We start from the raw sequence: 23,697 nt of genomic DNA on the forward strand, positions 1-23,697 counted from the left end.
GTCAGCTCTTCGCTTCGAGCTCGAGCGCGCGCCAGAGGTACCAGCTGGCGGCGGTTCGATACGGTCGCCACTTTTCTCCGAGCGCGAGCAGTTCCTTGGGCTTGGGCAGGACCTCCCTCCCGAATGTGCGGGCGAAGCCCTTGCGTACGCCGTAGTCGTCGAGCGGCAGCACGTCCGGCCGGCCGAGAGTGAAGATCAGGAACATCTCGACCGTCCAGGTGCCGATGCCGCGGACGCTCGTCAGGCGCTCGACGAGCTCGCTGTCCGAGAGTTTCTCGGCCGCCCGCCGGGTGGGAATCTCTCCGGCCAACGACTTCTGCGCCAGATCCTTGACCGCGGCGACTTTGCTGCGCGACAGCCCCGCGGCCCGCAGGAGCTCCTCGGGGGCGTCGGCGATCTTCTCCGGACCGGGGCAGCGGCGCGAGCCGAAGCTCGCGCAGACTCGGGCATAGATCGTCGCGGCCGCCTTGCCGGTCAGCTGCTGGTAGACCACCGACTCGAGCAACGCCTGGTAGGGGGTCTGCCGCGGTGCGATCGTGAGCCGGCAGGGGCCGACCTCGCGGATGAGCCGCGCCATCGTCCGATCCTTGCGGGAGAGATGCGCCACGGCGGTGTCGACGTCGAACAGCGGTGAGACGTTGGTGTCGCGAATTTGCGTGGCCTCCTCTGCTTCGGGGAGGCGGGAGTCTAGCGGATCAGGTCGAGAACGCCGAATCGACTCGGACGATGGAAATCGGCGGGCGAAGTGAAGGTCGGCGACCAGCACGAGAACTCCGGCTCTCCGCCGTGCGGACGCTCGATGCGGTAGAAGTTGGCCCTGAGCGTCGACGGCGGCGCTGCGAGATCGAGGCCGCGCCATGGGATGGCGAGGTGGGCACGCCAGTCGGCACGCTCGCCGGTCGGTTCGGCGCCCCACTCGAGGCCGCTGCAGTTCCATTGCGTGTCGACCTGCATGCCGATGCGATCGCCGTGGGGATTGAAGACCCGAGCATCGAACAGCACACCGGCCGGGCTGAGCTCGAACTCGAAGTAACGGGTCGGCACCGCCTCGCCCGGAGCGAGAAAGAGCTCCACGACCTCCTGCTGCCAGAGCGGGTCGTCGCGCTCGGTGAAGGTGCCCCAGGCGTCGTCGTCGCAGCAGTGGAAACGGACGTGGAGGTGCGACTCCTCCCACGCGAGCTCGACCTGCGTCGGCCAGCACGCCTGCGCCCGGCCATCGGCACGCACGAACGCGGTGAGCTCCGTCCGGCCAGCGCCAAGGTGGACGACGCCGACCCGCGGGGGCGTCACTCCCATGGGCCGGGTGGCATCGCCAGGCGTTCGACCGCCTCGCCGGCGAGCGCCGAGCGCTCGAGGATCTCGGGGACGTCGCCCAGCGTCACGCCGGCGAACCAGAGATTCCCCGGCCAGACCACCACGGTGACCCCGCGGCTGCAGTGCTTGAGGCAGCCGGTGCGTGTCACCAGCACCTCGTCCCTGAGCCCGCGGGCTCGCACCAGGTCCTTGAATGCCTGATAGACGGAGAGCCCGTCGCGCGCGGCGCAGCAGGGTTTCTCGGAGTCCGGACCGCGTTCGTTCACGCACACCAGCACCTGGGATTGCGGCTTCGGCATGCGTGGATACTAGCGAAGCGACGCAGCAGGCGCGGTCAGAAGTGGCGCTGCGCCAGAAAGCTGGCGAGAGATCCGGGCTAGGATCCTGCCCGGGCCCCCTGAATGACCGCACGCATGCTCCTCAATCCTGCCGCCGGGCGCGGCCGCGGCCGGCGCTCGATTGCGGCGATCACCGCGGCGGCGCGCCGGCACGGCATCGAGGTCGAGGTTCCGGAGAGTGCGGCGGATCTGACGGCGTGCGCGCGGCGCGCCGCCGGTGACGGGATCGAGCGCCTGCTGGTCGGCGGCGGCGACGGCACCTGGCACCAGGCGGCGCGCGGCCTCGCCGGCAGCGCCTGCGCGCTCGCCCCGATCGCCCTCGGTACCGGCAACGATCTGGCGCGGGAGCTCGGCTTTCCGCTCGACCCGATCGCGGCGATCGGTCGCGCCGTCGAGGGTCCGGTCACCCGCATCGACCTCGGCCGGGCTGGCGAGGGGATCTTCTGCGGCGTCGCCGGTTCGGGCTTCGACAGCCAGTGCGCCGAGTACGCGAAGAGCGTCCGCCGGTTGCGCGGCCCGCTGGTCTATGTCTGGTCGGTGATCCGGGTGCTGGCGCGCTTCACGCCGCTCCGCGCGACGCTCGACCACGACGGCGGGAGGTTCGAGGGCGAGGTCATGTTCGTCTCGCTCGCCAACACCCGCTGGTTCGGCGGCGGCATGCACATCGCTCCGCACGCCGACGCGACCGATGGACTGCTCGACGTGGTGATCGTGCACCGCGTCTCTCGCCTGCGGCTGCTTTCGGTCTTTCCGCGCGTCTACTCCGGCAGGCACCTCACGCACCCGGCGGTTTCGATCCTGCGCACCAGCCGGGCCCGCCTCGCTTTCGATCGTCCGTCGATGCTCTATGGCGACGGCGAAGCGATCACCCCGGTGCCGATGGCTTCGTTGTCCGGCGATGCGGCCGGCGGACTCGCAGTGAGCCTCGAGCCGAAGCGGCTCGCCGTCGTGCGCTCGCAGGAGGGAAGGCTAGCGTGAAGTCTGGGACGGGTGAAGCGAGGAAGCCCGGCCCGGGGTCGCCGGGCCGGGCCGATGCGGCTCGCCTCAGAAGCTGAAGACGAACTCGACGCCGACCGTCCGCGGGTCGTTCGTCATGCCGGTCAGGTTGTTGAAGTCGATGCCGTTCTGGACGATCTCTTCGTCGGTCAGGTTGCGGCCGAAGATCGCCAGCTCGTAGCGCGCGTCGGAGAAGGCATAGGCGACGCGGGCGCCGATCTCGAGCGAGTCGCCGTTGAACTCCTTCGACTCGTAGAGGAAGAAGCTCTTCTCGCTGTGGTAGGCCCAGTCGAGGCTGGCGGAGAAGAGGCCTGAACCGGCCGGGCGCCGGTAGTCGACGATGCCGTTCACGATCCACTCCGGCGCATGCGGCAGGGGGTTGCCGTCGACGCGCGCCAGGCCGCCGACGATCGGGTCGAGCACCGTGCAGCCGCCGCCGCAAGGGGTCACCCCGAGGCTCGGATCGTCGATCTCGGTGTGGTTGTAGCTGCCACCCAGGTTGATCAGCCAGTGGGCGGCCGGCATCCAGTCGATGTCGGCCTCGAAGCCGTAGCCCTTGCTCTGGTCGGCGTTGAGGAGCGTCGCGGTGTTGAACTGCCCGCCGACGGCGACGAGCTGCTGGCCGTCGACGGTGAACTCGTAGAGAGCGAGGTTCAGCCGGAGCTTGCGGTCGAGCAGCTCGCTCTTCATGCCGACCTCGAACGACAGCACCTCCTCCTCGTCGGCGATCGAGACGCAGTTCGTCGCCGGGTTCGTGCCGCCCTGGAAGTCGGCGCAGAACAGGATGCGCCCCTGGATCGACGGGGCGCGGAAACCGGTGCCGGCGCGGCCGTAGAAGTTCACGGTCTCGGTGGCCTCGTAGTTCGCCGAGAGGTCCCAGGTGACGAGGTCGGCGTCGGTCGACGCCCGGATCGGTCCCGCCGTCGGGGTCTGGAAGGTCGGGTCCGGGCGCTCGACCGAGAACTCCTTCTCGTCGGTGGTGTAGCGCAGGCCGCCCTTGAGCGACCAGCGATCGGTCGGCCGGAAATCGACCGAAGTGAAGAGCGCCCAGGATTCGGTGTCCTGGACCTGGAAGGCGTACCCGTCCTGGACGCCTCCGCCGAGCGTGTCGTAGCTGAAGCTGTCGGCCTGGAGGCTCTCGTCGAAATAGAAGAAGCCGACGAGCCAGTCCCAGGCGCCTCCCGTGTCACTCGCCAGACGGATCTCCTGGGTGAACTGGTCGAGGTCCGGAATGCCGTCGGCCGACTCGGAGGTGAAGGGGATGAACCCGGGGCCGAAGGGCGGCGCATAGACCGCTCCAAAGCCGCCGTCGATGTCGCCCCGGCTCAGCATGTCGAGCGTCTCGTAGCCGGTGATGGCGGTGAGAGTCGCGAAGTCGAACTTGTAGTCGAGCGTGAAGGCGCCGCCCTGGGCGCTGATCTCCTGGAAGTTGCGGCCGTCCTGGTAGACCTTGTCCTGCGAGAAGTCGCTCGTCAGGTCGCTGGTCCCCGACTTGATGATGTTGGCGCGGAAGACGCGCGCCGTCCCGTCGAGCTCCCAGCCGTGGATGTTGAACAGCGCGCTCAGGCGCTCGTTGGGCTCCCAGAGGAGCTGCAGGCGGTAGGCGCCGGTCTCGTGGCCGCCCAGGGCGTCACTTTCACCGGTGAAACCGTTGTCGATCCAGTCGGACTGCGACTGGTAGAGCACCGAGGCCCGCACGGAAAGCGTCTCGGTGAGGGCGCCGCCGAACGCCGCCTTGGCGTCGACGGTGTTGAACGTTCCGAACGAAGCGCTGACGAAACCGTCGCGCTCCTGGGACGGCCGGACGGTGTCGAACTTCACGATGCCGGCGGGGGTGTTGCGCCCGAAAAGCGTCCCCTGGGGGCCGCGCAGGACTTCGGTGCGCGCGACGTCGAAGAGCGGCATGCCCTTGACCACCGGGTTCTCGAGGACGACGTCGTCGACCACCATCGAGACCGGCTGCGAGGCGTTCAAGTCGAAGTCGGTGTTGCCGAGGCCGCGCACATAGAAACGCGGGAAGGCGCGGCCGAAAGAGGACTCGAGCAGGAGACTCGGGACCCGTCCAGAGAGGGCCTTGACGTCACCGGCGCCGGAGGTCAGGAGGTTGAACTTCGCCGTGTCGAGGGTGGTGATCGAAAGCGGCACGAGTTGGACGTTCTCTTCCCGCTTCTGCGCCGTGACGGTGATCTCGTCGAGGACGACCGCGGTCTCCTCTTCCGTGGCGGCGGACTCGGCGGCCCCGGCGGGCGCCGCAGGCGGCGCCTGGCTTTCCGCCTGCTGGGCGAAGCCGGCGCCGCTTGTGAACGGCAGGAGGGCGAAAGCGATCCAGGCTGCGAGGTTTCTCCGCGACGGCAAGATGGCCATGTTTGCAGTCTCCTGTTGAAATTTTGCGAGAGTGTAACACCCGGACTCGGCGTGAAAAGCGTGTCTTTCGAGCTCCTCGAAGCCCCACTGGAGGCAGGCGCGACAAGGGTTCCCGAATCCGGGAGGAGGGCGCGGGAGGGGCGAACTGCACAGTTCCTTGTGCGGCTGACAGGCTCCCGCCGGTCGGGTAGGATTCCGTATACGAAGTTCAGCCGTCGTCGTTCCGCCTTCGCCTGGAAATGCGCCGTGCCTCGCAGAGGGATGTTCTCGCGCTCGCAGCTGTCTGGATGGACCGCTTTCCTTCCCTGTTTCAAGGAGATTGACTTTATGAAGAGGTTGCAGAGGGTTCTCGCAGCAGGCCTGATGTCCGCGGCGTTCGCCGCGACGGTCTGGGCCCAGACCGACGTCACCACCACGCGCGTCTCCGGCACGATCAGCGCCGAGGACGGATCAGTCCTCCCGGGCGTCGCGGTCACGGCGACGAATCTCGCGACCGGCCTGGTCGTGACCGCCACCACCGACGGCGAAGGCTTCTACCGCCTGTTGAACCTGCCGACCGGCAACTACAGCTTCACCGCCGCGCTCGACGGCTTCGCCACCTCCAGCCGGGCGGATGTCCGCCTGGTCCTCGGCTCGACGCCGACGATCGACTTCACGATGCAGGTCTCGGCGATCGTCGAGACGATCGACGTGACCTCGGAGATCGCGGTCATCGAGGTGACCAACACCTCGAACTCGACGACGATTCTCACCGAGCAGATCGAGAAGATGCCGCTCGCCTCGCGCGACTTCCGCAACCTCGTCCTCCTGACGCCGCAGACGCGGTTCGACAGCGAGCGCGGCAACCTCGCGATCTCGGGCCAGCGCGGCATCAACACCAACGTCACCCTCGACGGCGTGGACTTCAACAACGCCTTCTTCGGCGGCACGGTGGGCGGCGCCGAAGGCCGCGCTCCGCTCTCCGTCTCGCAGGAGTCGATCAAGGAGTTCTCGGTCATCACCAACGGCGCCTCGGTCGAGTTCGGGCGCTCGGGCGGCGGCTTCGTCAACGTGATCACCAAGAGCGGCACCAACAACCTGCACGGCTCGGCCTTCTACTACAACCAGCCGCAGAGCCTGATCTCCGACTTCGCCAACGGCACCGAGCCGGCCGACCAGGAGAAGGACCAGTACGGCGGCTCGATCGGCGGCCGGATCGTCAGCGACAAGCTGTTCTACTTCCTCTCCTACGACGAAGTGAACAAGAGCGAGACGGTGCCGATCGATCCGCGCGTTCTGGACGCCGGAGTTTTCGCGCGCTATCCCGAGCTCGCCTCCCCGGACACCTATACCTTCGGTCAGGATGGTGACGTGCTCTTCGGCCGCCTCGACTGGCAGCCGACGCAGGAGCACCGCCTGATGCTGCGCGGCAACTTCACCAACTACACCGGCGTGAACGGCACCTCGAGCGCCACCACCCGCACCGAGTCGTACAACGGCATCGAAGGCCTCGACACCGAGGCCTGGGTCGCCAGCTACAGCTCGCAGTGGGGCAACAACGTGCTCAACGACCTGAACATCAACTACATCGTCGAAGACACGCCGCGCGAAGACAAGGGCCTCGACCTGCCGGACTTCCAGGTCTCCGGCCTGGGCGCCTACGGCGAGGTGTCGTTCCTGCCGATCGTCTCGACCACCGAGCGCAAGGGCATCGCCGACACGGTGACCTGGCTGACCGGCGACCACATCCTGAAGTTCGGCGGTGAGTACAACGACACCAGCATCGACCAGATCTTCAAGGGCAACTGGCGCGGCGTCTTCCGGTTCAACAGCCGCGCCGATTTCCTGGCCGGCCGCTGGGCCTCCTACAACCAGTTCGGCGGTCTGGGCGGCCTGACGGCCGACGAGGCCGGCCGGGCGGACTTCGGTCAGAAGGAGACGGCGCTCTTCATCCAGGACCAGTGGTTCATGAAGTCGAACTTGACGATCTCGGCGGGCGTCCGTTTCGAGAGCCAGGACAATCCGAACGACCCGATCCTGAACCCGCGGGATCGCAACGCCAACGGCTCCTACAACCTGTCGACCGAGATCCCCGACGCCGACATCACCGACCAGATCTCGCCGCGCTTCGGCCTCACCTGGTCGCCGGGCGACCAGAAGTCGGTCCTGCGATTCTCGGCCGGCCGTTTCTGGTCGCGGACGCCGGCGATTCTGATGGCCCAGCTCTTCACCTCGAACGGCCTGCAGGGAACCCAGTACCAGATCAACGCGCCGACCGGACCGGGCGGCGCTGTGCTGCCGCCGACCGATCCGCTGGCGCCCGGCTGGGGGACGAACTTCACGGTTTCGGGTACCGAGCGTATCGACTTCACTCGGGTTCCGACGCCACGCGCGCCGGGAGTCTTCACTATCGACGAGGATTTCGAGAATTCGTACACCGACCGGCTCACCCTCGGCTTCGAGCGTGAAGTGGCCTCGCAGACCGTCGTCGGCATGGACATCACCTATGCCGAGGCGAAGCAGCTGCAGCGCCTCACGGACACCAACCTGCAGTACGACGGCACGCTGGCGGCGAACGGACTGCCGCGCTACAGCCGGACCCGCCCGAACGCCTACTACGGTCGCGTCACGACCAGCCTCTCGGACGCCGAGTCGGCGTTCACCGGCATCACCGTGCTCGCCAAGCGCCGGATGAGCGCCGGATTCCAGTACTACGCGGCGATCACCTGGTCGCAGGACAAGGATCACGACTCGAACGAGCGCAACTTCGCCGGCATCCAGGCCGAGGACGTCAACAATCTCGACCTGAACTACGGCGTCTCGAACCGCGACCAGGCCTGGCGCGGTCTCTTGAGCGGTCTCTGGGACACCGGCTGGTGGGGGATCAATGTCGCGGGTTCGTTCCGCTATGCGACCGGTTCGCCGTGGACCATCACCGCGGGCTCGGACGTGAACCTCGACACCAACAACGTCGACCGTCCGACCATCCTCGGCGTGCATCAGGAAAGGAACGGCGAGCGTCAGCCCGACGGCTACTCGCTCGACCTGCGGATCGGCAAGGACATCACCGTCGGCCCCGGCGTCATCGGCATCTTCGCCGAGTGCTTCAACTGCACGGATGCGGCGAACCGCTTCATCCCGGGCGTCAACATGTCCTGGGGCAACGCCGCCGGTTCCACGCCGACGAACGCGAACTTCGGCAAGGAGACCGGTTTCGGCACGCCGCGCACCATCCAGTTCGGCGTCCGTTTCGACTTCTGATCTTTCGGAAGACGAATCCGCAGGGAGAGGGAGGGGCGGCGACGCCCCTCTCTTTTTTTTGTCTAGAATGACCTCGACCATGGCTCGCGTCTCCCCCCTGCTGCCGCTCTCTGCCGCGGCTCTCCTTCTGGCCGGCTGTTCCGTGAACAGCTACGTGGCCGGAAAGGTCGGCACCGCGCTCACCCAGGGTGGCTCTTCCTGGAGCACGGAGGACGATCCGGAGCTGGTCCGCGACGCTCTGCCGTTCGCGCTCAAGACGATGGAGAGTCTGGCCCAGGAGGCTCCGCGGCACACCGGCCTCCAGCTCGGTCTCTGCCGCGGCTACTCGAGCTACGCCGGCGGCTTCCTCGAGCCCGAGGCCGAGGCGATCGAGGTCGAGTCCTTCGAACGCGCGAAGCAGATCCGCCTGCGGGCGGAGAGGCTCTATCTGCGGGCCTTCGGCTACTGCAAGCGGGCCCTCGATCTCGACTTCGACGGTGCCGGCGGGGATCTCGAAGGTTCTCCCGCGGAGCTCGACGCCGCGCTCTCCAGGGTCTCGGCGCAGGGTGTCGAGACGCTCTACTGGACCGGCGTCGCCTGGGGCTCGGCGGTCGCGCTCGGTCTCGATCGTCCGGAGCGAGTGGCCCAGTTGCCCACCGTGCGCGCGATCTTCGAGCGCGCCTTGGCGCTCGAAGAGGCCTGGGATCAAGGGTCCCTGCACGAAGCGCTGCTGGTCTTCGACTCGATGCCGGCGATGATGGGCGGGTCCGCCGCGCGCGCGCGCGAGCATTTCGACCGCGCCATCGAGCTCTCGCATGGCCGGCGTGCGAGCCCCTACGTCACCTGGGCGCGCTCTTCGGCGGTGGCTCGCCAGGCGCGCCGCGAATACCGGGAGACGCTCGAGAAGGCGCTGGCGATCGACCCGGATGCCTCGCCTCCCGATCGTCTGTTGAATCTCGTCTCCCAGCGCCGTGCGCGGACGCTGCTCGATCGCATCGACGATTTCTTCTTCGTCGATGAAGCCGACGAATCCGAAGGTCAGCTCCCGCCAGCGGCGGGGGAGGAGGCTCCTGATGAATAGAACTGACACGTCCCGGCACCGGCCGGCGCGACTCACGGTCGCCGCGGCATGGCTGCTGGCGCTCCTCTCTCTCACAACGGCCCTCCACGCGCAGACGCTCAAGATGGCGACGCTCGCCCCGCAGGGCTCGATCTGGGATCAGGCCATCCGCGCGATGGGCGAGCGCTGGGCGAAGGAGACCGCGGGGAGGGTGCAACTGCGGATCTACGCCGGAGGGGTCGCCGGCGACGAGTCGGATGCGATGAGGAAGACCCGGGCCGGACAGTTCCAGGGTCTGGCGATCACGGTGGCCGGGCTGACGGAGATCGACAGCGCGTTCAACGTCTTCCAGATTCCGATGTACTTCGAGAGTTTCGAGGAGCTCTATTTCGTGCTCGCCGAGCTGCGCCCGGCGCTCGAGGCGCGGCTGGCGGCGAAGGGCTACGTGCTGCTGCACTGGGGGCACGGCGGCTGGATCCACCTCTTCTCGCGCCAGCCGATTCGCACCCTGGCCGACTTGAAGCAGCAGAAGCTCTTCGTCTGGGCGGGGGACGACAGCGCGGTGCAGGCGTGGAAGAAGAACGGCTATCAGCCGGTGCCCCTCGCCGCCACCGACATTCTGCTCGGCTTCCAGACCAAGATGATCGACGTCGTTCCGACGACGCCGATCGCCGCGCTTTCGCTGCAGTGGTACCGCCAGACGCCCTACATGCTCGGCATGGGCCTGGCCCCGCTGGTGGGCGGCGTCGTGCTCACGAAGGGCGCCTGGGACAAGATCTCGCCCGCCGACCAGGCCTTGGTCCTCGCGGCGGCGAAGGCGACCGAGAAAGGGCTCGAAGCCGAGGTTCCGCGGCAGGACAAGAGTGCCATCGACCAGATGAGCCAGCGTGGACTGTCGGTCGTCGAGATCGGTGCAGAGGAGCAGAAGTCCTGGCGCGGCGAGGCGCAGCGATTCGCCGTCGCGGCGCGCGACGGACGGGTGCCGGCGGAGATCCTCGCCGCGGCGGAGGCCGCGATTGCGAAGTTCCGTTCCCGCCCGGCGGCGGCTCCGGGCGGAGGGGCTGGCAACTGAGCTTCCTGCGCCGCGCTGAATCGACTCTCGCCATCCTGCCGCTCGCGGCGATGGCGCTCATCGTCGCGAGTGAGCTCGTGCTCCGGCAGCTCGGCGGCAGCGGCGTGCCCGGTGCGCTGCCCCTCGTCCAGCACCTGACGCTCTGGCTCGGCTTCCTCGGGGCGGCCTACGCCGCACGCGAAGGCAAGCTCCTGGCGATCGCCTCTTCGGCGCTGTTTCCGGAAGGACGATGGCGGCACGCAGCGGCGATCTTCGCCGGCGCGGTCGGCGCCGCGGTTTCGATCCTCCTGGCGCGAGCTTCGCTGGAGATGGTGCGGCTGGACCGCGAGGCCGGCGGCGAGGTCGCGCTCGGCATTCCGATCTGGGTGGCGCAGCTCGTGCTGCCGGTCGCCTTCGTCGTGCTCGCGCTGCGGCTGGCCTGGATGGCCTCGCCGCTCCTGAGCGGACGGGCCCTGGCGGCCCTGGGGCTCGTCGTGGGCACGCTCCTCGGGCAGTATCCGCTGTGGACAGAGGGCGCTCCCAAGCTCGCGGGTCTCGTCGTCCTGCTGCTCGGGGCGACGGCCGGGGCGCCGCTCTTCGTGTTGCTCGGTGGCGCCGCCGTCTGGCTGTTCCTGACCGACGGCGTGCCGATCGCGGTGGTGCCGATCGAGAGCTACCGCCTGGCGGTGCACCCGACCTTGCCGTCGATTCCGCTCTTCACCCTGACCGGGTTCCTGCTCGCCGAAGGCAAGGCCGCCCTGCGCCTGCTGGCGCTCTTCCGCGCCGCCGTCGGCTGGTTGCCCGGCGGCACTGCCGTGGTGACGGCGGTGCTCTGCGCCTTCTTCACCACCTTCACCGGCGGGTCGGGGGTGACGATCCTCGCGCTCGGCGCGCTGCTCTTCCAGACGCTTCAGGCGGAGCGCTACCGCGAGCGCTTCTCGCTCGGGCTGCTGACCTCCTCCGGCGCGCTCGGCCTGCTCTTCCCGCCGGCGCTGCCGCTCATCTTCTACGGCATCGTGGCCTCCGTTCCGATCCCAGACCTCTTCAAGGCCGGCATCCTTCCCGGCATGTTGATGGTCGGGGCGGTCGCTTTCTGGGGCCTCCGCGAAGGGCGGCGGTCCGGAATCGGTGGCCAGCCTTTCTCCTTTGGGGAGTTGGCGCGCGCGTCCTGGGCTGCGAAGTGGGAGATCCTCCTGCCCGTCCTGATCGTCGTGCTGATGCTCACCGGCCGCGCCACGGCGGTCGAGGCGGCGGGCGCGAGCGTCCTCTACGCCGTGGTCGTCGGGCTCGCGGTCCATCGCGACATCTCCTGGCGCCGCCTGCCGCACGTGCTGCGCGAATGCGTGCTGGTGGTCGGCGGCGTGCTGCTCATCCTCGGCGTGGCGCTCGGGCTGACGAGTTACCTGGTGGACGCGCAGGTGCCGATGCACCTGCTGGAATGGGCGCAGGCGCACATCGGCTCGAAGTGGGTCTTTCTCCTGGCGCTCAATCTGCTGCTGATCGTGGTCGGGTGCCTGATGGACATCTTCTCGGCCACCGCGGTCGTCGTGCCGCTGATCGTGCCGCTGGCTCTCGCTTATGGTGTCGATCCGATCCATCTCGGGATCATCTTCATCGCCAACCTGGAGTTGGGTTTTCTGACTCCGCCGGTCGGGGTGAATCTCTTCCTCGCGTCGTACCGATTCGAGCGCCCGATGTCCGAGATCACTCTGGCGGTGCTGCCCTGGCTGGCGATCCGCGCCGTGGGAGTGCTCGCGATCACCTATCTCCCCTGGCTGACGCTGGTCCTTCTCGACCGGTGAGCCGCAGGTGAAAACTGAGAGCGCGGTTCGAGACAAGGCAGAAGCGAAAAGACCAGTAAAGGAAAGGCAAAAGACCTACGATCGCGAGTACTTCGACCGCTGGTACCGGCGCGACGCGAGCCGCATCGAAGGCCCGTCGGCCCTGCGCCGCAGAGTGGCGCTGGCGGTGGCGATGGCCGAGCGCTTCCTCGAGCGCCCGATCCGCTCGGCGCTCGACGTCGGCTGCGGCGAAGGGAGGTGGCGCACCGAGCTCCTGCGATTGCGCCCGAAGCTCTTCTATCAAGGAGTCGAACCCTCGGCCTATGCCGTCAATCGGTTCGGCAAACGCCGTAACATCGTCCAGGGAGGCTTCACCGATCTCGAGAGCCTGAACCTGGACGGACCGTTCGATCTGGTGATCTGCGCCGACGTCCTGCACTACCTCGAAGTCGATGCCATCGAGAGAGGACTAGCGGCGCTCGTCACGCTGACCGGAGGCCTCGCCTACCTGGAGCTCCTGACGAACCAGGAAGAGGTGGAGGGCGACCAGCTGGCGCTGAAACTGCGACCGCCCTCCCTTTACCAGAAGCTTTTTTCTTCTTTCGGCCTTACCGGCGTCGGCTGCCACGGCTGGCTTGCGCCGGATCTCGCCGAGCTGCCTGCGGCACTCGAGCGCAGCAGCCAGGCCTGCGCAGCTCCCCACCTCGATTAGGGGTACACTCGAACCGCCTCAACGGGTAGGGGCGGATCGCCCTGCAGGCGCCCGCGAAAGGAAAGGAGTGGCTCGCATGTGCCCGGATGCGCCAAGGGTCGTCGACGTTCGTTTGCGCGCGGCGGTCGAGTCGTCGCCCAGCGGCCTGTTGATGATCGATCAGGGAGGAAGGATCGTGCTGGTCAACCGGGAGATCGAGCGGCTCTTCGGACGCTCGCGCGAGGAGTTGCTCGGGCAGCCGGTCGAGCTGCTCGTGCCGGAGCGCTACCGTGGCGCCCACCCCGGTTCGCGAGCCACCTACTTCGCCGCCCCCAGGGTCCGCTCGATGGGCGCTGGACGCGAGCTCTTCGGGTTGCGCAAGGACGGGAGCGAGTTCCCGGTCGAGATCGGCCTCACTCCGGTAGCGACCGGCGAGGGTCTCTTCGTCATCAGCTCGATCGTCGACATCTCCGCCCGCAAAGCGGCGGAGCAGGAGCATCAGCGGCTCGAAGAGCAGTTGCGCCAGGCGCAGAAGCTGGAGGCGGTAGGTCGCCTGGCGGGCGGCATCGCGCACGACTTCAACAACATCCTGGCCGTCATTGTCGGCTACACCGAGCTGGTTCGCGACTCGGCAGCGAGGCGGGAGAACGACGGCGACCTGGAGCGGGTCCTCGAGGCCGCGGCTCGCGGCAAGGAACTGGTGGAGCGCATTCTCGTGTTCAGCCGGCGGCAGGAGGTCGTCCGGCGACCGATGGATCTCAGGCAGACGCTGATCGAAGCCTCCCGTCTCCTCCGGCCGACGCTGCCGTCGACCGTGGAGATTCTGCTCGACCTGGATCGCACTCCCAACCGCATCCTCGCCGATCCGACTTCGGTCCACCAGGTGGTCATGAATCTGGTGACCAACGCCACCCATGCGATGCCTGCGGGCGGAGCGATCCAGATCGGCGTCGAGCCGTTCTACGCCAAGGACAGTTTCGCCCGCGCCCACCCCGGGCTGCGCGAGGGCCCGTTCGCGCTCCTGCGCATTCGTGACCGCGGAACCGGCATGAGCGCGGAGACCCTGGCGCGAGCTTTCGAGCCGTTCTTCACCACGAAGGCGCAGGGCCAGGGCACGGGGCTCGGGTTGGCGATGGTCCACGGTATCGTTCGCGACCACGGCGGCGCGACCTGGATCGAGAGCCAGCAGGATCAGGGAACCACCGTCTGCTGCCTTTTTCCCGCGCTCGAGACCGAAGAGGCAGAGGAGGTCGGCCTCGAGCCCGTCTTGCCGCGGGGCAGGGGTGAGCGCATCCTCTTCGTCGACGACGAGCCGGCTCTCGCTGAGCTCGGTCGCAGGCGCCTCATCGCCCTCGGTTACGAGGTGACGGCCCTTTCGGACCCGCTCCTGGCGATGGCGACGCTGCGCGCGACGCCCGAGGCGTTCGATCTGGTCATTACGGACTTCCTGATGCCGCGAATGACCGGCGTGGATCTGGCGCGGGAGATCGGCCGGATGAGGCCCGGGCTCGGCGTCGTCATGCTCACCGGGCACATCGAGGACTTCCCTGGAGACCTCCTGTCCGAGGTCGGCGTCCGGGCACTGGTGAAGAAGCCGCTGACCCTTCCCGAGCTCGCCGGGGTCCTGCGCCAGGCGCTCTGCCCGGACTCCTGAGGGGCCGGCCCGCGGGGGACCGGCCCGACAGGCAGGGCGTCAGAAGTCGAAGGTGACACCCTGGGCGAGCGGCAGGGTCTCGCCGAAGTTCAGGGTGCAGGTCTGGCGGCGCATGTAGAACTTCCAGGAGTCCGACCCGGCCTCGCGGCCGCCGCCGGTCTCCTTCTCGCCGCCGAACGCTCCACCGATCTCGGCGCCGGAGGTCCCGATGTTGACGTTGGCGATGCCGCAGTCGCTGCCGTCGACGGACAGGAACTTCTCGGCCGACCGCATGTTGAGCGTGAAGATCGCCGAGGAGAGGCCCTGCGGCACACTGTTGTGGATCTCGATCGCCTCGTCGAGGCTCTCGAACTCGAACAGGTAGAGGATCGGCGCGAAGGTCTCTTCGCAGGTGATCGGCATGTGCGCCGTCGCCTCGACGAGCGTCGGCTCGACGAAGAAGCCGGGGCGGTCGAGAGTCTTCCCGCCGTAGAGGATCTTGCCACCTTGCGCGACCGCGGTTTCGAGCGCCTGGCGATAGTCGGCGACCGCCTTGGCGTGCACGAGGGGTCCCATCAGCGTCGTCGGATCGCTCGGATCGCCGATCCGCACCGAACCGTAGGCCTTGACGAGCTTGGCTTTCATCTCCGCGGCGATCGACTTGTGGAGGAAGAGGCGGCGGGTCGTCGTGCAGCGTTGGCCGGCCGTGCCGACGGCGGCGAAGAGCACGGCGCGCAGGGCGAGGTCGAGATCGGCGTCGGCGGTGACGATGATGCCGTTGTTGCCGCCGAGCTCGAGGAGCGCCCGTCCGAGGCGGTCCGCCAGGACTTTGCCGATCGACTTGCCCATGCTGACCGAGCCGGTGGCCGAAATCATCGGGAAGCGGCGGTCGGCGGCGAGCGGCGCACCCACCGCATGGCGGTCGCCGACCGCGAGGTTCCAGATCGGCGGCGCGCCGTTGGCGGCGAGAACCTGCTGCGCGATCCGGGTCACGGCGATCGCCGAGAGCGGTGCCTGCTCCGAGGGCTTCCAGAGCGTCGAATCGCCGCACACCGCGGCGATCATCGCGTTCCAGGCCCAGACGGCGACGGGGAAGTTGAAGGCCGAGATGACGCCCACCGGGCCGAGCGGGTGCCACTGCTCGTACATGCGGTGCAGGGGCCGTTCGGAATGCATCGACAGGCCGTAGAGCTGGCGCGAGAGGCCGACGCAGAAGTCGGCCATGTCGATCATTTCCTGCACCTCGCCCAGACCCTCGGTGCGGACCTTGCCGACTTCCAGCGTGACCAGCTGGCCGAGGTCGTCCTTGTGGCGGCGAAGTGCCTCGCCCAACTGCCGCACGACCTCCCCGCGGCGCGGTGCGGGCCAGCGCTTCCACTCGTGGAACGCCTGCGCGGTGCTCGCGGCGACCTTCTCGTAGTCGGCGGAGGTGGCGTCGCGGACGGCGGCAATCGCTTTTCCGGTGGCCGGGTTGATCGACTCGACCCGCGGTCCGGCGGTCTCGAGCCATTCGCCGGCGAAGGCGCCGGAGTTCTCCTCGGCGAGGCCGAGGCGGGAGAGGAGGGAGGAAACTTCGGACGGACTGGCGACGGTCATGAGGATCTCCGCTTCGGGTTCGGTGGGGATTCGCTTCGACGTGGCTCGAACGGGTTCGGACGGGCGCCGGAGGCGTCGTGCGCAGACGAGCAATTCTATCGCAGCCGGCCAGCGGAGGTGCTTCCGGGCGGGCGGAGCCGGACGGGAGCGGCATCGCCTCTCGACTCCCGCCGACTCCTGCCGACGCCGGCCGACGCCTGCCGATACAATGCGGAGCTTCGATGCCCCTGCTTCCTGCGCTTCTCCTCGCCAGCTTCGCCTTCTGGAGCGGCACCTTCCCTGGCGCCGCCGCCTTCCCGGCCGGAGCCGTCGGACAGGGACTGGTGCTCGCTGCCGCGATCGTCGGCGCCGCTTCCTGGCGCGATCCGCTACGCCTCGGCCCGGCCGGACGCTGGCTCGCCGCTGCTCTCGTCGCGGCGGTCGCTCTCAGCCTCGTGGTCTCGCCCGTGGCGCGCGCGGGGCGCGTCGGGGCCCTGCTCCTTCCGGCCTATCTCCTGCTGCCGTCCTTCGTCGCCCGCTGCTGGTCGACCGACCGCCGGCGCGAGGTCGGCCTCGCGGCCTGGAGCGCCGTAGTCGGCGCGACCGCGATCTGGGCGGTCGCCCAGGAGGTGCAGCACAGCAGCTCGCGCACCGCGATGCCGCTCGGCCACCACAACCTCCTCGCAGCCTTCCTGGTAATCGCCCTGCCGCTCACCATGCCGGCGCTGCGCCGTCGCGGGGCAGGGCGCTGGCTGGCGCTCGTCGCCGTCGTGGCGTCGGTCGTCGCCCTCGTCGAAACGCGCTCTTTCGTCGGCGGTGCGGCGCTCGCGCTGCTGGCGCTCGCGGGCGCGGCGCGCTTCGAGCGCGCCCGGCATCTGGTCTGCGGCCTGGCCCTCCTCGGACTGGCGCTGCTGGTGCCGCGTGCCGTGGCGATCGCGCGCGGCGACGACTCCTCGGCCTCGGCGCGCGAGGTCTATTTGCGCGCCGGATGGCATGGCGTGATCGAGAGGCCTGTGGCCGGATGGGGACCCGGATCAACCCCCTGGACGCTCGCCGAACAGCTGCAGCCGCTGCCGGGAGTGAACCCCCCGGGCGAGGTCGTCGGTGAGATGCACTCGCTGCCGCTGGCACTGGCCTACGAGCTCGGATTCGTCGGGCTGGCGCTCGCCGGCGCCGTCGTCGGACTGTTCTGCCTCCGGCGCTGGCGTGGCCTTGCGTCGGCCGCCGACCGGGCGCTCGTGGAGGCCGGCCTCGCCGGTGTCGCCGGTTTCCTGCTCACCGCTCTGGGCGGAGCCCAACTCTCGGTCACCGCCCTGCCGCTGGCGGCGGCGCTGGCGGCGGGGGCGGCCCTGGCCGGCGAAGGCGCGGCGGGCAAGATCCTCGGGCAGCGCCAGGCGTCCTCCGGTAGAGGTCGGCTCCGGCGCCTCGACGCCTGGGGGGCTCCGGTCTGGCTCTATGTCGCGGCGGCGGTGACGATTCTCCTGCCGCTCGCCCGCGCCCAGGCACTCTACGATCGCGCCGCCGGACTGCGCACGCGGGCCAAGGCCGCGCCGCTCGTCGCGCAGGCCATGGCGCTCGACCCGGAGTTCGCGCTCTACAGGGCCCGGTGGGCATGGTCTTCGGACGCTCCGGTCGGCGAGCGGGCGGTCGAGGCGATTGCGGCCGCCCGCAGCGCCCGCGGCGTCGCCGCGCTATGGCTGCGGGCAGGGGCGCTGGCGCTCGAAGCCGGACGGACGGATCTGGCACGCGAGGCGTCGGAGCGCGCCCTGGCGCTCGACCCGTTGAGCGGCTTCGCACCGTTTCACTTGGCGACGATGAGCAGGGATCTCGCGGCGGTCGCCGGCGACCGCGAGAGGAGCTCGGCCGTCGACTGTGCAGCACGAGCCCTGCTCGCCGAACCGCGCCTCGCGGCGGCGAGCGCCTGGCGCGGGCGCGAAGAGCTCCTCCAGCGGGCCCTGTTGCGCCTCGAACATTGGCCGGGGGTCGACGCCGGCTGGCGGGTCGAGATGCTGAAGCAGGCGGCCGACGCGGTACTGGCTCCGGGGGCACCCGGATCGCCTGGTGGGGCCGTCGACGAGGTGGAGCTCGCCGCCCAGATCGACACGACACCGGCGCTCGCGGTCTCGCTGCACCTTTTCCGCCGGTCACCCTGGCCCGCGGACGTGGCGCGCATCCGGGTCGAACGGGCGGCCGTGCGTCGGATGAAGCTACCCTCCGCTGCGGCCATGCACGAGTCCTCCCCCGCCGCCTTCCCGCGCGACCGCTGCGCGCCGCTGTAAGCCGCGAGGGCTGCCCGGCGCAGGTCAGCCGAGGATGGTCGCCAGGGCGCGCTCGATGCGGCGCAGGCCGAGGTCGGCCTCGCCGCGGGTGAGCACGAGCGGTGGGCGCATGCGGATGGCGCGGTCGCCGGAGGCGAGGCCCAGCACGTCGCTGTCGTTGAGAGCGGTGAGCGTGCGGTTCCGGGTGTCGGTGTCCGGCAGATCGAAAGCGAGGAAGAAGCCCCGGCCGCGTCCGTTGGTGACCTTGCCCGGGAAGAGGCGCTCGAGCTCGACGATGCCTTCGAGGAGGTGGGCTCCGACCTCGGTGACGTTCGCGAGCAGCGCATCCTCCTCGATGACTTCGATGATCCGCTGGCTGCGCACCATGTCCACGAGGTTGCCGCCCCAGGTCGAGTTGATGCGCGACGAGATCTTGAACACCGAGTCGACTTCGTCGATCCTCGGACCGGCGGCGAGGCCGCAGATCTGGGTCTTCTTGGCGAACGAGAAGAGGTCCGGCTCGACGCCGAAATGCTCGAACGACCACCACTTCCCCGTCGTGCCGAAGCCGGTCTGGACCTCGTCGAAAATCAGCAGAAACTCGTGCTCGTCGGCGAGCTCGCGCAGCCTCTTCAGGAACTCGGCGCGGAAGTGGTTGTCGCCACCTTCGCCCTGGATCGGCTCGACGATGAGGGCGGCAATGTCGTGGCCGTGCTTCGCCACCGCGGTCTCGATCTCGGTCACGGCCTGGCGCTCGAGTGCCATCGTCGTCTCGAGCCCCTCCGGTGTCAGCGGGAAGCGCAGCATCGGATTGACGACCCGCGGCCAGGGGAACTTGGGGAAGTACTGGGTCTTGCGCGGATCGGCGGTGTTGGTGAGCGAGAGAGTGTAGCCACTGCGGCCATGAAACGCCTGGCGGAAGTGCAGGATCTGTGACCCGAGCTCGCCCCTGCCCGCGGCCAGATTCTTGCGCACCTTCCAATCGAAGGCGACCTTGAGCGCGTTCTCTACAGCCAGCGCTCCGCCTTCGATGAAGAAGAGGTGCCGGCGAAAAGCCTCCGGTACCGTGCGCGCGAACGTCTCGACGAACTCGGCCATGAACGTGGTGTAGATATCGGAGTTCGCAGGCTTGTTCAGGGCCGCCGGCAGGATCCGCTGGGCGAACTCGCGGGTGGCGAGCTTGGGATGATTGAAACCGAGGGGCGAGGTCGAGAAATGGCCGAAGAAGTCGAGCACGTCGCGGCCGCGGACGGCGTCGTGGAGGAACACGCCATGGCTCTTCTCGATGTCCTGAACCATGTGATAGCCGTCGACGAGGATGTGCCGCGAAAGAACCTCTCGCACCTCTTGCGGGGTGAAGCGAACGGAGTTGTGGACGGGGATCGTCATCGGGGGCCTCGCGTCGATCGGGCTACTGGAAGTCATTGATTCGAAAGGCAGGAAGGCCTTCGCAGGGGCTTGCGCTGCAGCACCAGCCTATCAGGCCGGTCGCGAAGGGGTCAACGCGCCGCGGTGCGCGCCAGGCCGGAGTTCAGGTCGGCTTCGGTGTCGGCGAGCATCACACGGTTCCGGCCCGACTCCTTGGCTCGGTACATCGCCGAATCGGCGAGGCGCAGCAACTGGCTCTTGGCGATCGCGAGGCTCTGTTCTCTCGGGACGTGTCGCGACAGCGTCGCCACCCCGATCGAGCAGCCGATTCCGGAGAGAAAGAGAGGTTCGGGCTGAATCTCGCCCGGAGCGTTGCAGAAGACCGCCTGCTCGATGTCGGCGCGCAGGCGCTCGGCGATCGCCATCGCCTCCACTGCCGGAACATCCGGCAGGACGACCACGAACTCGTCGCCGCCGTAGCGCGCCACCAGTGCGCGGGCCAGGCCGACCGACCGCCGCAGAAGCTGCCCGGTTTCGCGCAGAACCTGCGAGCCGGCGAGGTGCCCGTGCCGGTCGTTGACCAGCTTGAAGTAGTCGAGATCGAGAAAGAGCAGCGCCAGGTCGAGCTCCTCGGTGCGGCAGCGCACGAGGGTCTGCTCGAGCGCCGAGTGGAGGTAGCGGTCGTTGAAGAGCCCGGTGAGGTTGTCGCGCTTTGCGGCCTCCTGGGCCAGCCTGCCGTCGAGGACGTTCTGGATCGAGATCGAGATGTAGTCAGCGAAGATCTCGAGCAGGTCGCGTTCCTGCTCGGTGTAGGAGTCGGCACCCCGGCGGTTGATCAACTCGAGGACTCCGCAGACGTCGGTTCCGATACGGATCGGGATGGCGACCAGCGACTGGGTCCGGTACTGGGTCTCAGCGTCGATCGAGGCGTCGAAGAAGCGGTCCGAAGCGACATCCCTCGACGAATAGGCCTTGCCCGACAGGTAGACATGTCCGGCGATACCCTGGTCGGCCGGCAGTGTCTGGCCGACCAGAAGCTGCGCCTTGTCGCCGAAGGCAGCGAGGAAGGTGAGCCGGTTGCGGCTGCGATCGACCTGCTTCAGGCGCGGGTTGTCGAGCAGGATCGACCCGGCCTGCGAGGGTACGAACTCGTTCGCCTTGCGCAGCACCTCGACGAGATTGTCCGCGAGGCTCATCTCGGGCTCGAAATTCGGCAGGGACGCACGTCGACGCTCGAGGAATTGCTCGAGTGCGTGGGGGTCGAGGCTGAAGACTTCGCTCATGCCGAAGCGCTCTGGTCGCTCAAAACTCGGGCGAAAGATACCAGAAGTAGCGCAGAGGCAGCTGTGCAGTCGCCTAGCGCAGGGCCCGAGCAAGGCGCCGCGCCCGCGACAGGGCATCGGAACGAAGCTCGTCGGCGGCGGCCAGCTCGGGGGCATAACGCAGATAGTGGAGCTCCCGGGTGAGCTCGGCGACCTCCGTTGCCGTCGCCGGATCAACCCTCGCGGCGGTCAGTAGCGCATGCCAATGCGAGACCGGCGTGCCGGGCGCGATCTCGAAGCGCGCCTCCAGGTGGGCGCGCAGCGCCTCTTCGATCTCCGCTGCGGTCTCGCGCGGCGTTGCCTTCGTGGCCGAGGCCTCGATCGCCCGCAGGGCAGAGGCGAGCGGCCTGCCGGTGCCGCGCGAGCGTGACGTCCGGTGAGTGCGCCCCAGGGCGGCCCCGCCCAGCAGGCCGGCGACGAGAAGACCCCCGCCCGCAGCCCAGAGCCAGATCCTGCCGGAGCGCGGGGCCGGGGCGGGCTCCGTGGCCGCGGCGGGTGACGGCTCTGGGGGGGCGGCGGGCGGGGGCGCCGCGGCCGTCGCCGAATCTCCTGTGACGGCGAGTCTCAGCGGGCGGGTCGAGGCCTGGCGAAACTCCCTCTTCGCCGGGTCGAAGTAGGGCAACGCGAGCGCCGGTACTTCGAAGCTCCCGGGCCGTTCGGCGACGAGTACGTAGCTCCATTCCTGGGACGAGACGAGACTCCCGTCGGTGAGCCGCTCGGCGCTCTCCTGACGCGGAGGAAAGGTCCGGATGCCGTCCGGGATCGGCAGCTGCGGCGCGCGCAGGCTCTGCAGATTGCCGTTTCCGGTGGAGCGAATGGTGAGTGTGGCGGCCTCGCCGACGGCGATCGTCGAGCGGTCGAGACGGGCCGAGACGGTGAGGTCGCCCACGGCGCCGGTGAAGCCGGGCGGCGAGGGGGGCAGGGCGAGGACTTCGAGCGCGATCGGCTCGGTCTTGAGGTGCAGTGTTTCCGACCGGCCGAAGGGGGTTCCGAACGGGCCGATCTCCGCCATCCGCGCGACGAGATCGACCTCTGCGGCTTCGATCGAGAACCGCCCGGCCTGCAGCGGAAAGAGGGCACGGCGCAAAATGGCGAAGCGGGCGATGCGTTCGCCGTTCGGCTCGAGCCAGTCCGGCTTGAGCTCTGCCGGTTGCGGGATCTCCCGCACCCAGAACCCCTTGAAGGCAGGCAGGCGAGTCGGCTGGTAGGCGCCGACATCCGTCTGCGTGTAGAGCCAGAGCGTGTAGGTCATCTGCTGGCCGGCGTAGACCGCGGCGGGCTGGAGCTCGGCACGCAGATAGACCTTGGGCCGCGCGATCTCGGCCGCCGACGGATTCCGCCGCCGGCCGGCACCGGCACGCCCGAACAGATCTTCGAATGGGTCGAACGATCGGGCGCCCGGCGCTCCCGGCTGGCCGGGCGCGGGCTGCGGGCGGGGCGGCGGCTCCTGCCGGACCTCGATCTCCTTGTCCGAGAGCCGCAGCGCCTGGCCCGCCACGGTGAGCGCGATCGACCGCACGCGCGCCGGCCCGACGCCCTTGGGGCGCAGGCGCCAGGTGAGCTGCAGCTTGCTCGAGGTCTTGCCGTTCACCCAGCTCTGGCTGTGCGACTGCGACGGCCCACCGGCGACCTCCAGGTTGTCGAGCTCGAACGCCGGCTGGGCGTCGATTCCGCCGAAGCCGCCGGAGGTCACCGTGATGGTGAAGCTCGCGAGCTCGCCGACCCCGATGACCGCGGGCTCGAGGACCGCCGTGGCGGACGCCGGTGGCTCGGCGGCGGCGCCGGGAGCCGGCGGCGCGAGGAGCAGCGCCGCGAGGCAGGTGGCGCCAGCGAGCCGGCTCACCAGTCCTTCTCCACGCTGGTCTTGGCGCGCGCCAGGGCACGCGCCTGATCACGGCGCTGCTGGCGCTCGAGATTCTCGACCGCCTGGAGAATCGCCGCTGCCTGCTCTGCAGTCATATCCTGCTGCTCCTGGAACTGCGGCAGCGGCCGGTTCTGCGGTGGTTGCGCCTGCGGCGGCTGTCCCGTCTGGGGTTGGCCGTCGCCGGGCTGAGGAGGCGTCTGCTGCTTCGGGTCCGGCTGCGCTGGCCCTTGCCGGTCCTGCGGCTCGTTGCCGCCGCCCTGCTGCGGGCTCGGGTTCTCCCCGTCCTCCTGCTTCTGCTTCTCCTGCGAGTCCTTCTGCTGCTGCTTCTCCTGCTGGCGCTGCTGCTCCTCGAGCAGGCGCAGCGCGAGCTCGAGGTTGCGCTTCGCGCCCGCCTGGTCGGCCCGGGCACGCAGCGAGCTCTTGTAGGCCTCGATCGCCCCCCGGGCGTCTTTCGTCGCCAGACGCGCGTTGCCGAGGTTGTAGAGGGCATCCGCCGCGAGCTCGGGCGGCGCATGCTTCGCCGCCTGCTCGAGCAGTTGCGCGGCGTCCGGCTGGCTCGCGGCGAGGTGGGCCGTGCCGGCGTTGTACTCGACGAGCGGGTCGCCCGGCTGCAGCCGCAGTGCGCTGTCGAGTGGAGCGACCGTTTCCTCGGGCCGCCCCTTCTCCCAGGCGGCAAGTGCGCGCGCGGTGCGTTCGCGGGCGTTGAAGCGATAGGGCTCGAGCACCGGGGTGCCCTGAGTGGCAGGAGGGGTGGGGGTTCCGGGGCCGCCAGGCGGCGTGCCGGCCGCCGCTTGCGCAGCGGCGGGAGCGTCGGCGGCGCACAGAGCGATCACCGTGAGCAGGGCGGCAGGGAGGCCGAGGCG

Annotated in this window: 17 protein-coding genes; 8 read left to right on the top strand and 9 right to left on the bottom strand. The window is 69.0% G+C overall.

Features of this window, described 5'->3' with window-relative positions; all coding sequences use genetic code 11:
* Position 1: 1 nt before the first annotated feature.
* From KBI44_10795 to KBI44_10805, 3 genes are all read right to left on the bottom strand, one after another.
* A complete protein-coding gene (locus tag KBI44_10795) occupies positions 2–577 on the bottom strand; it encodes a DNA-3-methyladenine glycosylase 2 family protein (GenBank protein MBP9144961.1) in 576 nt (191 codons plus the stop codon).
* Between the two features lie 110 nt (positions 578–687).
* Positions 688–1,296 (bottom strand): carbohydrate-binding family 9-like protein, encoded by a 609-nt coding sequence (locus KBI44_10800; GenBank protein ID MBP9144962.1) that lies wholly within the window; start codon positions 1,294–1,296, stop codon positions 688–690.
* Positions 1,287–1,613 carry a (2Fe-2S) ferredoxin domain-containing protein gene (locus tag KBI44_10805; GenBank protein MBP9144963.1) on the bottom strand — a complete coding sequence of 109 codons (327 nt, stop codon included), beginning with the start codon at positions 1,611–1,613 and terminating at the stop codon, positions 1,287–1,289. Before KBI44_10805 ends, KBI44_10800 begins: the two co-directional genes overlap by 10 nt.
* Positions 1,614–1,727: 114 nt before the next feature.
* Here KBI44_10805 and KBI44_10810 point away from each other — a divergent pair, with 114 nt between their 5' ends.
* A complete protein-coding gene (locus KBI44_10810) occupies positions 1,728–2,630 on the top strand; it encodes a diacylglycerol kinase family lipid kinase (GenBank protein MBP9144964.1) in 903 nt (300 codons plus the stop codon).
* Positions 2,631–2,696: 66 nt separating this feature from the next.
* On the opposite strand, the gene KBI44_10815 is transcribed toward KBI44_10810, so the two are convergent.
* The gene (locus tag KBI44_10815; protein MBP9144965.1) at positions 2,697–5,012 is read right to left on the bottom strand and encodes a TonB-dependent receptor; all 2,316 of its coding nucleotides are present in this window, start codon (positions 5,010–5,012) and stop codon (positions 2,697–2,699) included.
* A gap of 327 nt (positions 5,013–5,339) precedes the next feature.
* Between KBI44_10815 and KBI44_10820 the strand changes: the two genes are divergently transcribed.
* From KBI44_10820 to KBI44_10845, 6 genes are all read left to right on the top strand, one after another.
* Complete coding sequence (locus KBI44_10820; protein ID MBP9144966.1) at positions 5,340–8,252, top strand: TonB-dependent receptor; 2,913 nt, start codon at positions 5,340–5,342, stop codon at positions 8,250–8,252.
* A 79-nt stretch (positions 8,253–8,331) separates the two neighbouring features.
* A complete protein-coding gene (locus KBI44_10825; GenBank protein MBP9144967.1) occupies positions 8,332–9,312 on the top strand; it encodes a hypothetical protein in 981 nt (326 codons plus the stop codon).
* Positions 9,305–10,363 (top strand): TRAP transporter substrate-binding protein DctP, encoded by a 1,059-nt coding sequence (gene dctP, locus KBI44_10830; protein ID MBP9144968.1) that lies wholly within the window; start codon positions 9,305–9,307, stop codon positions 10,361–10,363. The genes KBI44_10825 and dctP overlap by 8 nt, the downstream gene beginning before the upstream one ends.
* 50 nt (positions 10,364–10,413) lie before the next feature.
* Positions 10,414–12,144, top strand: a complete 1,731-nt coding sequence (locus KBI44_10835; GenBank protein ID MBP9144969.1) for a TRAP transporter large permease subunit — start codon at positions 10,414–10,416, stop codon at positions 12,142–12,144.
* Between the two features lie 7 nt (positions 12,145–12,151).
* Positions 12,152–12,835, top strand: a complete 684-nt coding sequence (locus tag KBI44_10840) for a class I SAM-dependent methyltransferase (protein ID MBP9144970.1) — start codon at positions 12,152–12,154, stop codon at positions 12,833–12,835.
* A gap of 76 nt (positions 12,836–12,911) precedes the next feature.
* A complete protein-coding gene (locus tag KBI44_10845; protein ID MBP9144971.1) occupies positions 12,912–14,468 on the top strand; it encodes a PAS domain S-box protein in 1,557 nt (518 codons plus the stop codon).
* 39 nt (positions 14,469–14,507) lie between these two features.
* Here the strand turns inward: KBI44_10845 and KBI44_10850 are convergent, their stop codons facing one another.
* Complete coding sequence (locus KBI44_10850) at positions 14,508–16,043, bottom strand: aldehyde dehydrogenase family protein (protein ID MBP9144972.1); 1,536 nt, start codon at positions 16,041–16,043, stop codon at positions 14,508–14,510.
* Positions 16,044–16,264: 221 nt separating this feature from the next.
* On the opposite strand from KBI44_10850, the gene KBI44_10855 reads away from it, so the two are divergent.
* The gene (locus KBI44_10855) at positions 16,265–18,301 is read left to right on the top strand and encodes an O-antigen ligase family protein (protein MBP9144973.1); all 2,037 of its coding nucleotides are present in this window, start codon (positions 16,265–16,267) and stop codon (positions 18,299–18,301) included.
* A gap of 24 nt (positions 18,302–18,325) precedes the next feature.
* Here KBI44_10855 and lat read toward each other — a convergent pair whose 3' ends face one another.
* From lat to KBI44_10875, 4 genes are all read right to left on the bottom strand, one after another.
* Positions 18,326–19,669, bottom strand: a complete 1,344-nt coding sequence (gene lat, locus KBI44_10860) for an L-lysine 6-transaminase (protein ID MBP9144974.1) — start codon at positions 19,667–19,669, stop codon at positions 18,326–18,328.
* Positions 19,670–19,779: 110 nt separating this feature from the next.
* Positions 19,780–20,931, bottom strand: a complete 1,152-nt coding sequence (locus KBI44_10865) for a sensor domain-containing diguanylate cyclase (GenBank protein ID MBP9144975.1) — start codon at positions 20,929–20,931, stop codon at positions 19,780–19,782.
* A 73-nt stretch (positions 20,932–21,004) separates the two neighbouring features.
* On the bottom strand, positions 21,005–22,813 hold the full coding sequence (locus KBI44_10870) for a protein BatD (GenBank protein ID MBP9144976.1): 1,809 nt from the start codon (positions 22,811–22,813) through the stop codon (positions 21,005–21,007).
* Positions 22,810–23,667, bottom strand: coding sequence for a hypothetical protein (locus KBI44_10875; GenBank protein MBP9144977.1), 858 nt, complete (start codon positions 23,665–23,667; stop codon positions 22,810–22,812). Before KBI44_10875 ends, KBI44_10870 begins: the two co-directional genes overlap by 4 nt.
* Positions 23,668–23,697 lie beyond the last annotated feature (30 nt).

The sequence above is a fragment of the Thermoanaerobaculia bacterium genome (assembly GCA_018057705.1).
Classification (GTDB): domain Bacteria; phylum Acidobacteriota; class Thermoanaerobaculia; order Multivoradales; family JAGPDF01; genus JAGPDF01.

Bases quoted from the DNA above. Each gene is read 5' to 3' on its own strand.
- KBI44_10795 (MBP9144961.1), bottom strand. From the start codon at position 577: ATGGCGCGGCTCATCCGCGAGGTCGGCCCCTGCCGGCTCACGATCGCA.
- KBI44_10800 (MBP9144962.1), bottom strand. From the start codon at position 1,296: ATGGGAGTGACGCCCCCGCGGGTCGGCGTCGTCCACCTTGGCGCTGGC.
- KBI44_10805 (MBP9144963.1), bottom strand. From the start codon at position 1,613: ATGCCGAAGCCGCAATCCCAGGTGCTGGTGTGCGTGAACGAACGCGGT.
- KBI44_10810 (MBP9144964.1), top strand. From the start codon at position 1,728: ATGCTCCTCAATCCTGCCGCCGGGCGCGGCCGCGGCCGGCGCTCGATT.
- KBI44_10815 (MBP9144965.1), bottom strand. From the start codon at position 5,012: ATGGCCATCTTGCCGTCGCGGAGAAACCTCGCAGCCTGGATCGCTTTC.
- KBI44_10820 (MBP9144966.1), top strand. From the start codon at position 5,340: ATGAAGAGGTTGCAGAGGGTTCTCGCAGCAGGCCTGATGTCCGCGGCG.
- KBI44_10825 (MBP9144967.1), top strand. From the start codon at position 8,332: ATGGCTCGCGTCTCCCCCCTGCTGCCGCTCTCTGCCGCGGCTCTCCTT.
- dctP (MBP9144968.1), top strand. From the start codon at position 9,305: ATGAATAGAACTGACACGTCCCGGCACCGGCCGGCGCGACTCACGGTC.
- KBI44_10835 (MBP9144969.1), top strand. From the start codon at position 10,414: ATGGCGCTCATCGTCGCGAGTGAGCTCGTGCTCCGGCAGCTCGGCGGC.
- KBI44_10845 (MBP9144971.1), top strand. From the start codon at position 12,912: ATGTGCCCGGATGCGCCAAGGGTCGTCGACGTTCGTTTGCGCGCGGCG.
- KBI44_10850 (MBP9144972.1), bottom strand. From the start codon at position 16,043: ATGACCGTCGCCAGTCCGTCCGAAGTTTCCTCCCTCCTCTCCCGCCTC.
- KBI44_10855 (MBP9144973.1), top strand. From the start codon at position 16,265: ATGCCCCTGCTTCCTGCGCTTCTCCTCGCCAGCTTCGCCTTCTGGAGC.
- lat (MBP9144974.1), bottom strand. From the start codon at position 19,669: ATGACGATCCCCGTCCACAACTCCGTTCGCTTCACCCCGCAAGAGGTG.
- KBI44_10865 (MBP9144975.1), bottom strand. From the start codon at position 20,931: ATGAGCGAAGTCTTCAGCCTCGACCCCCACGCACTCGAGCAATTCCTC.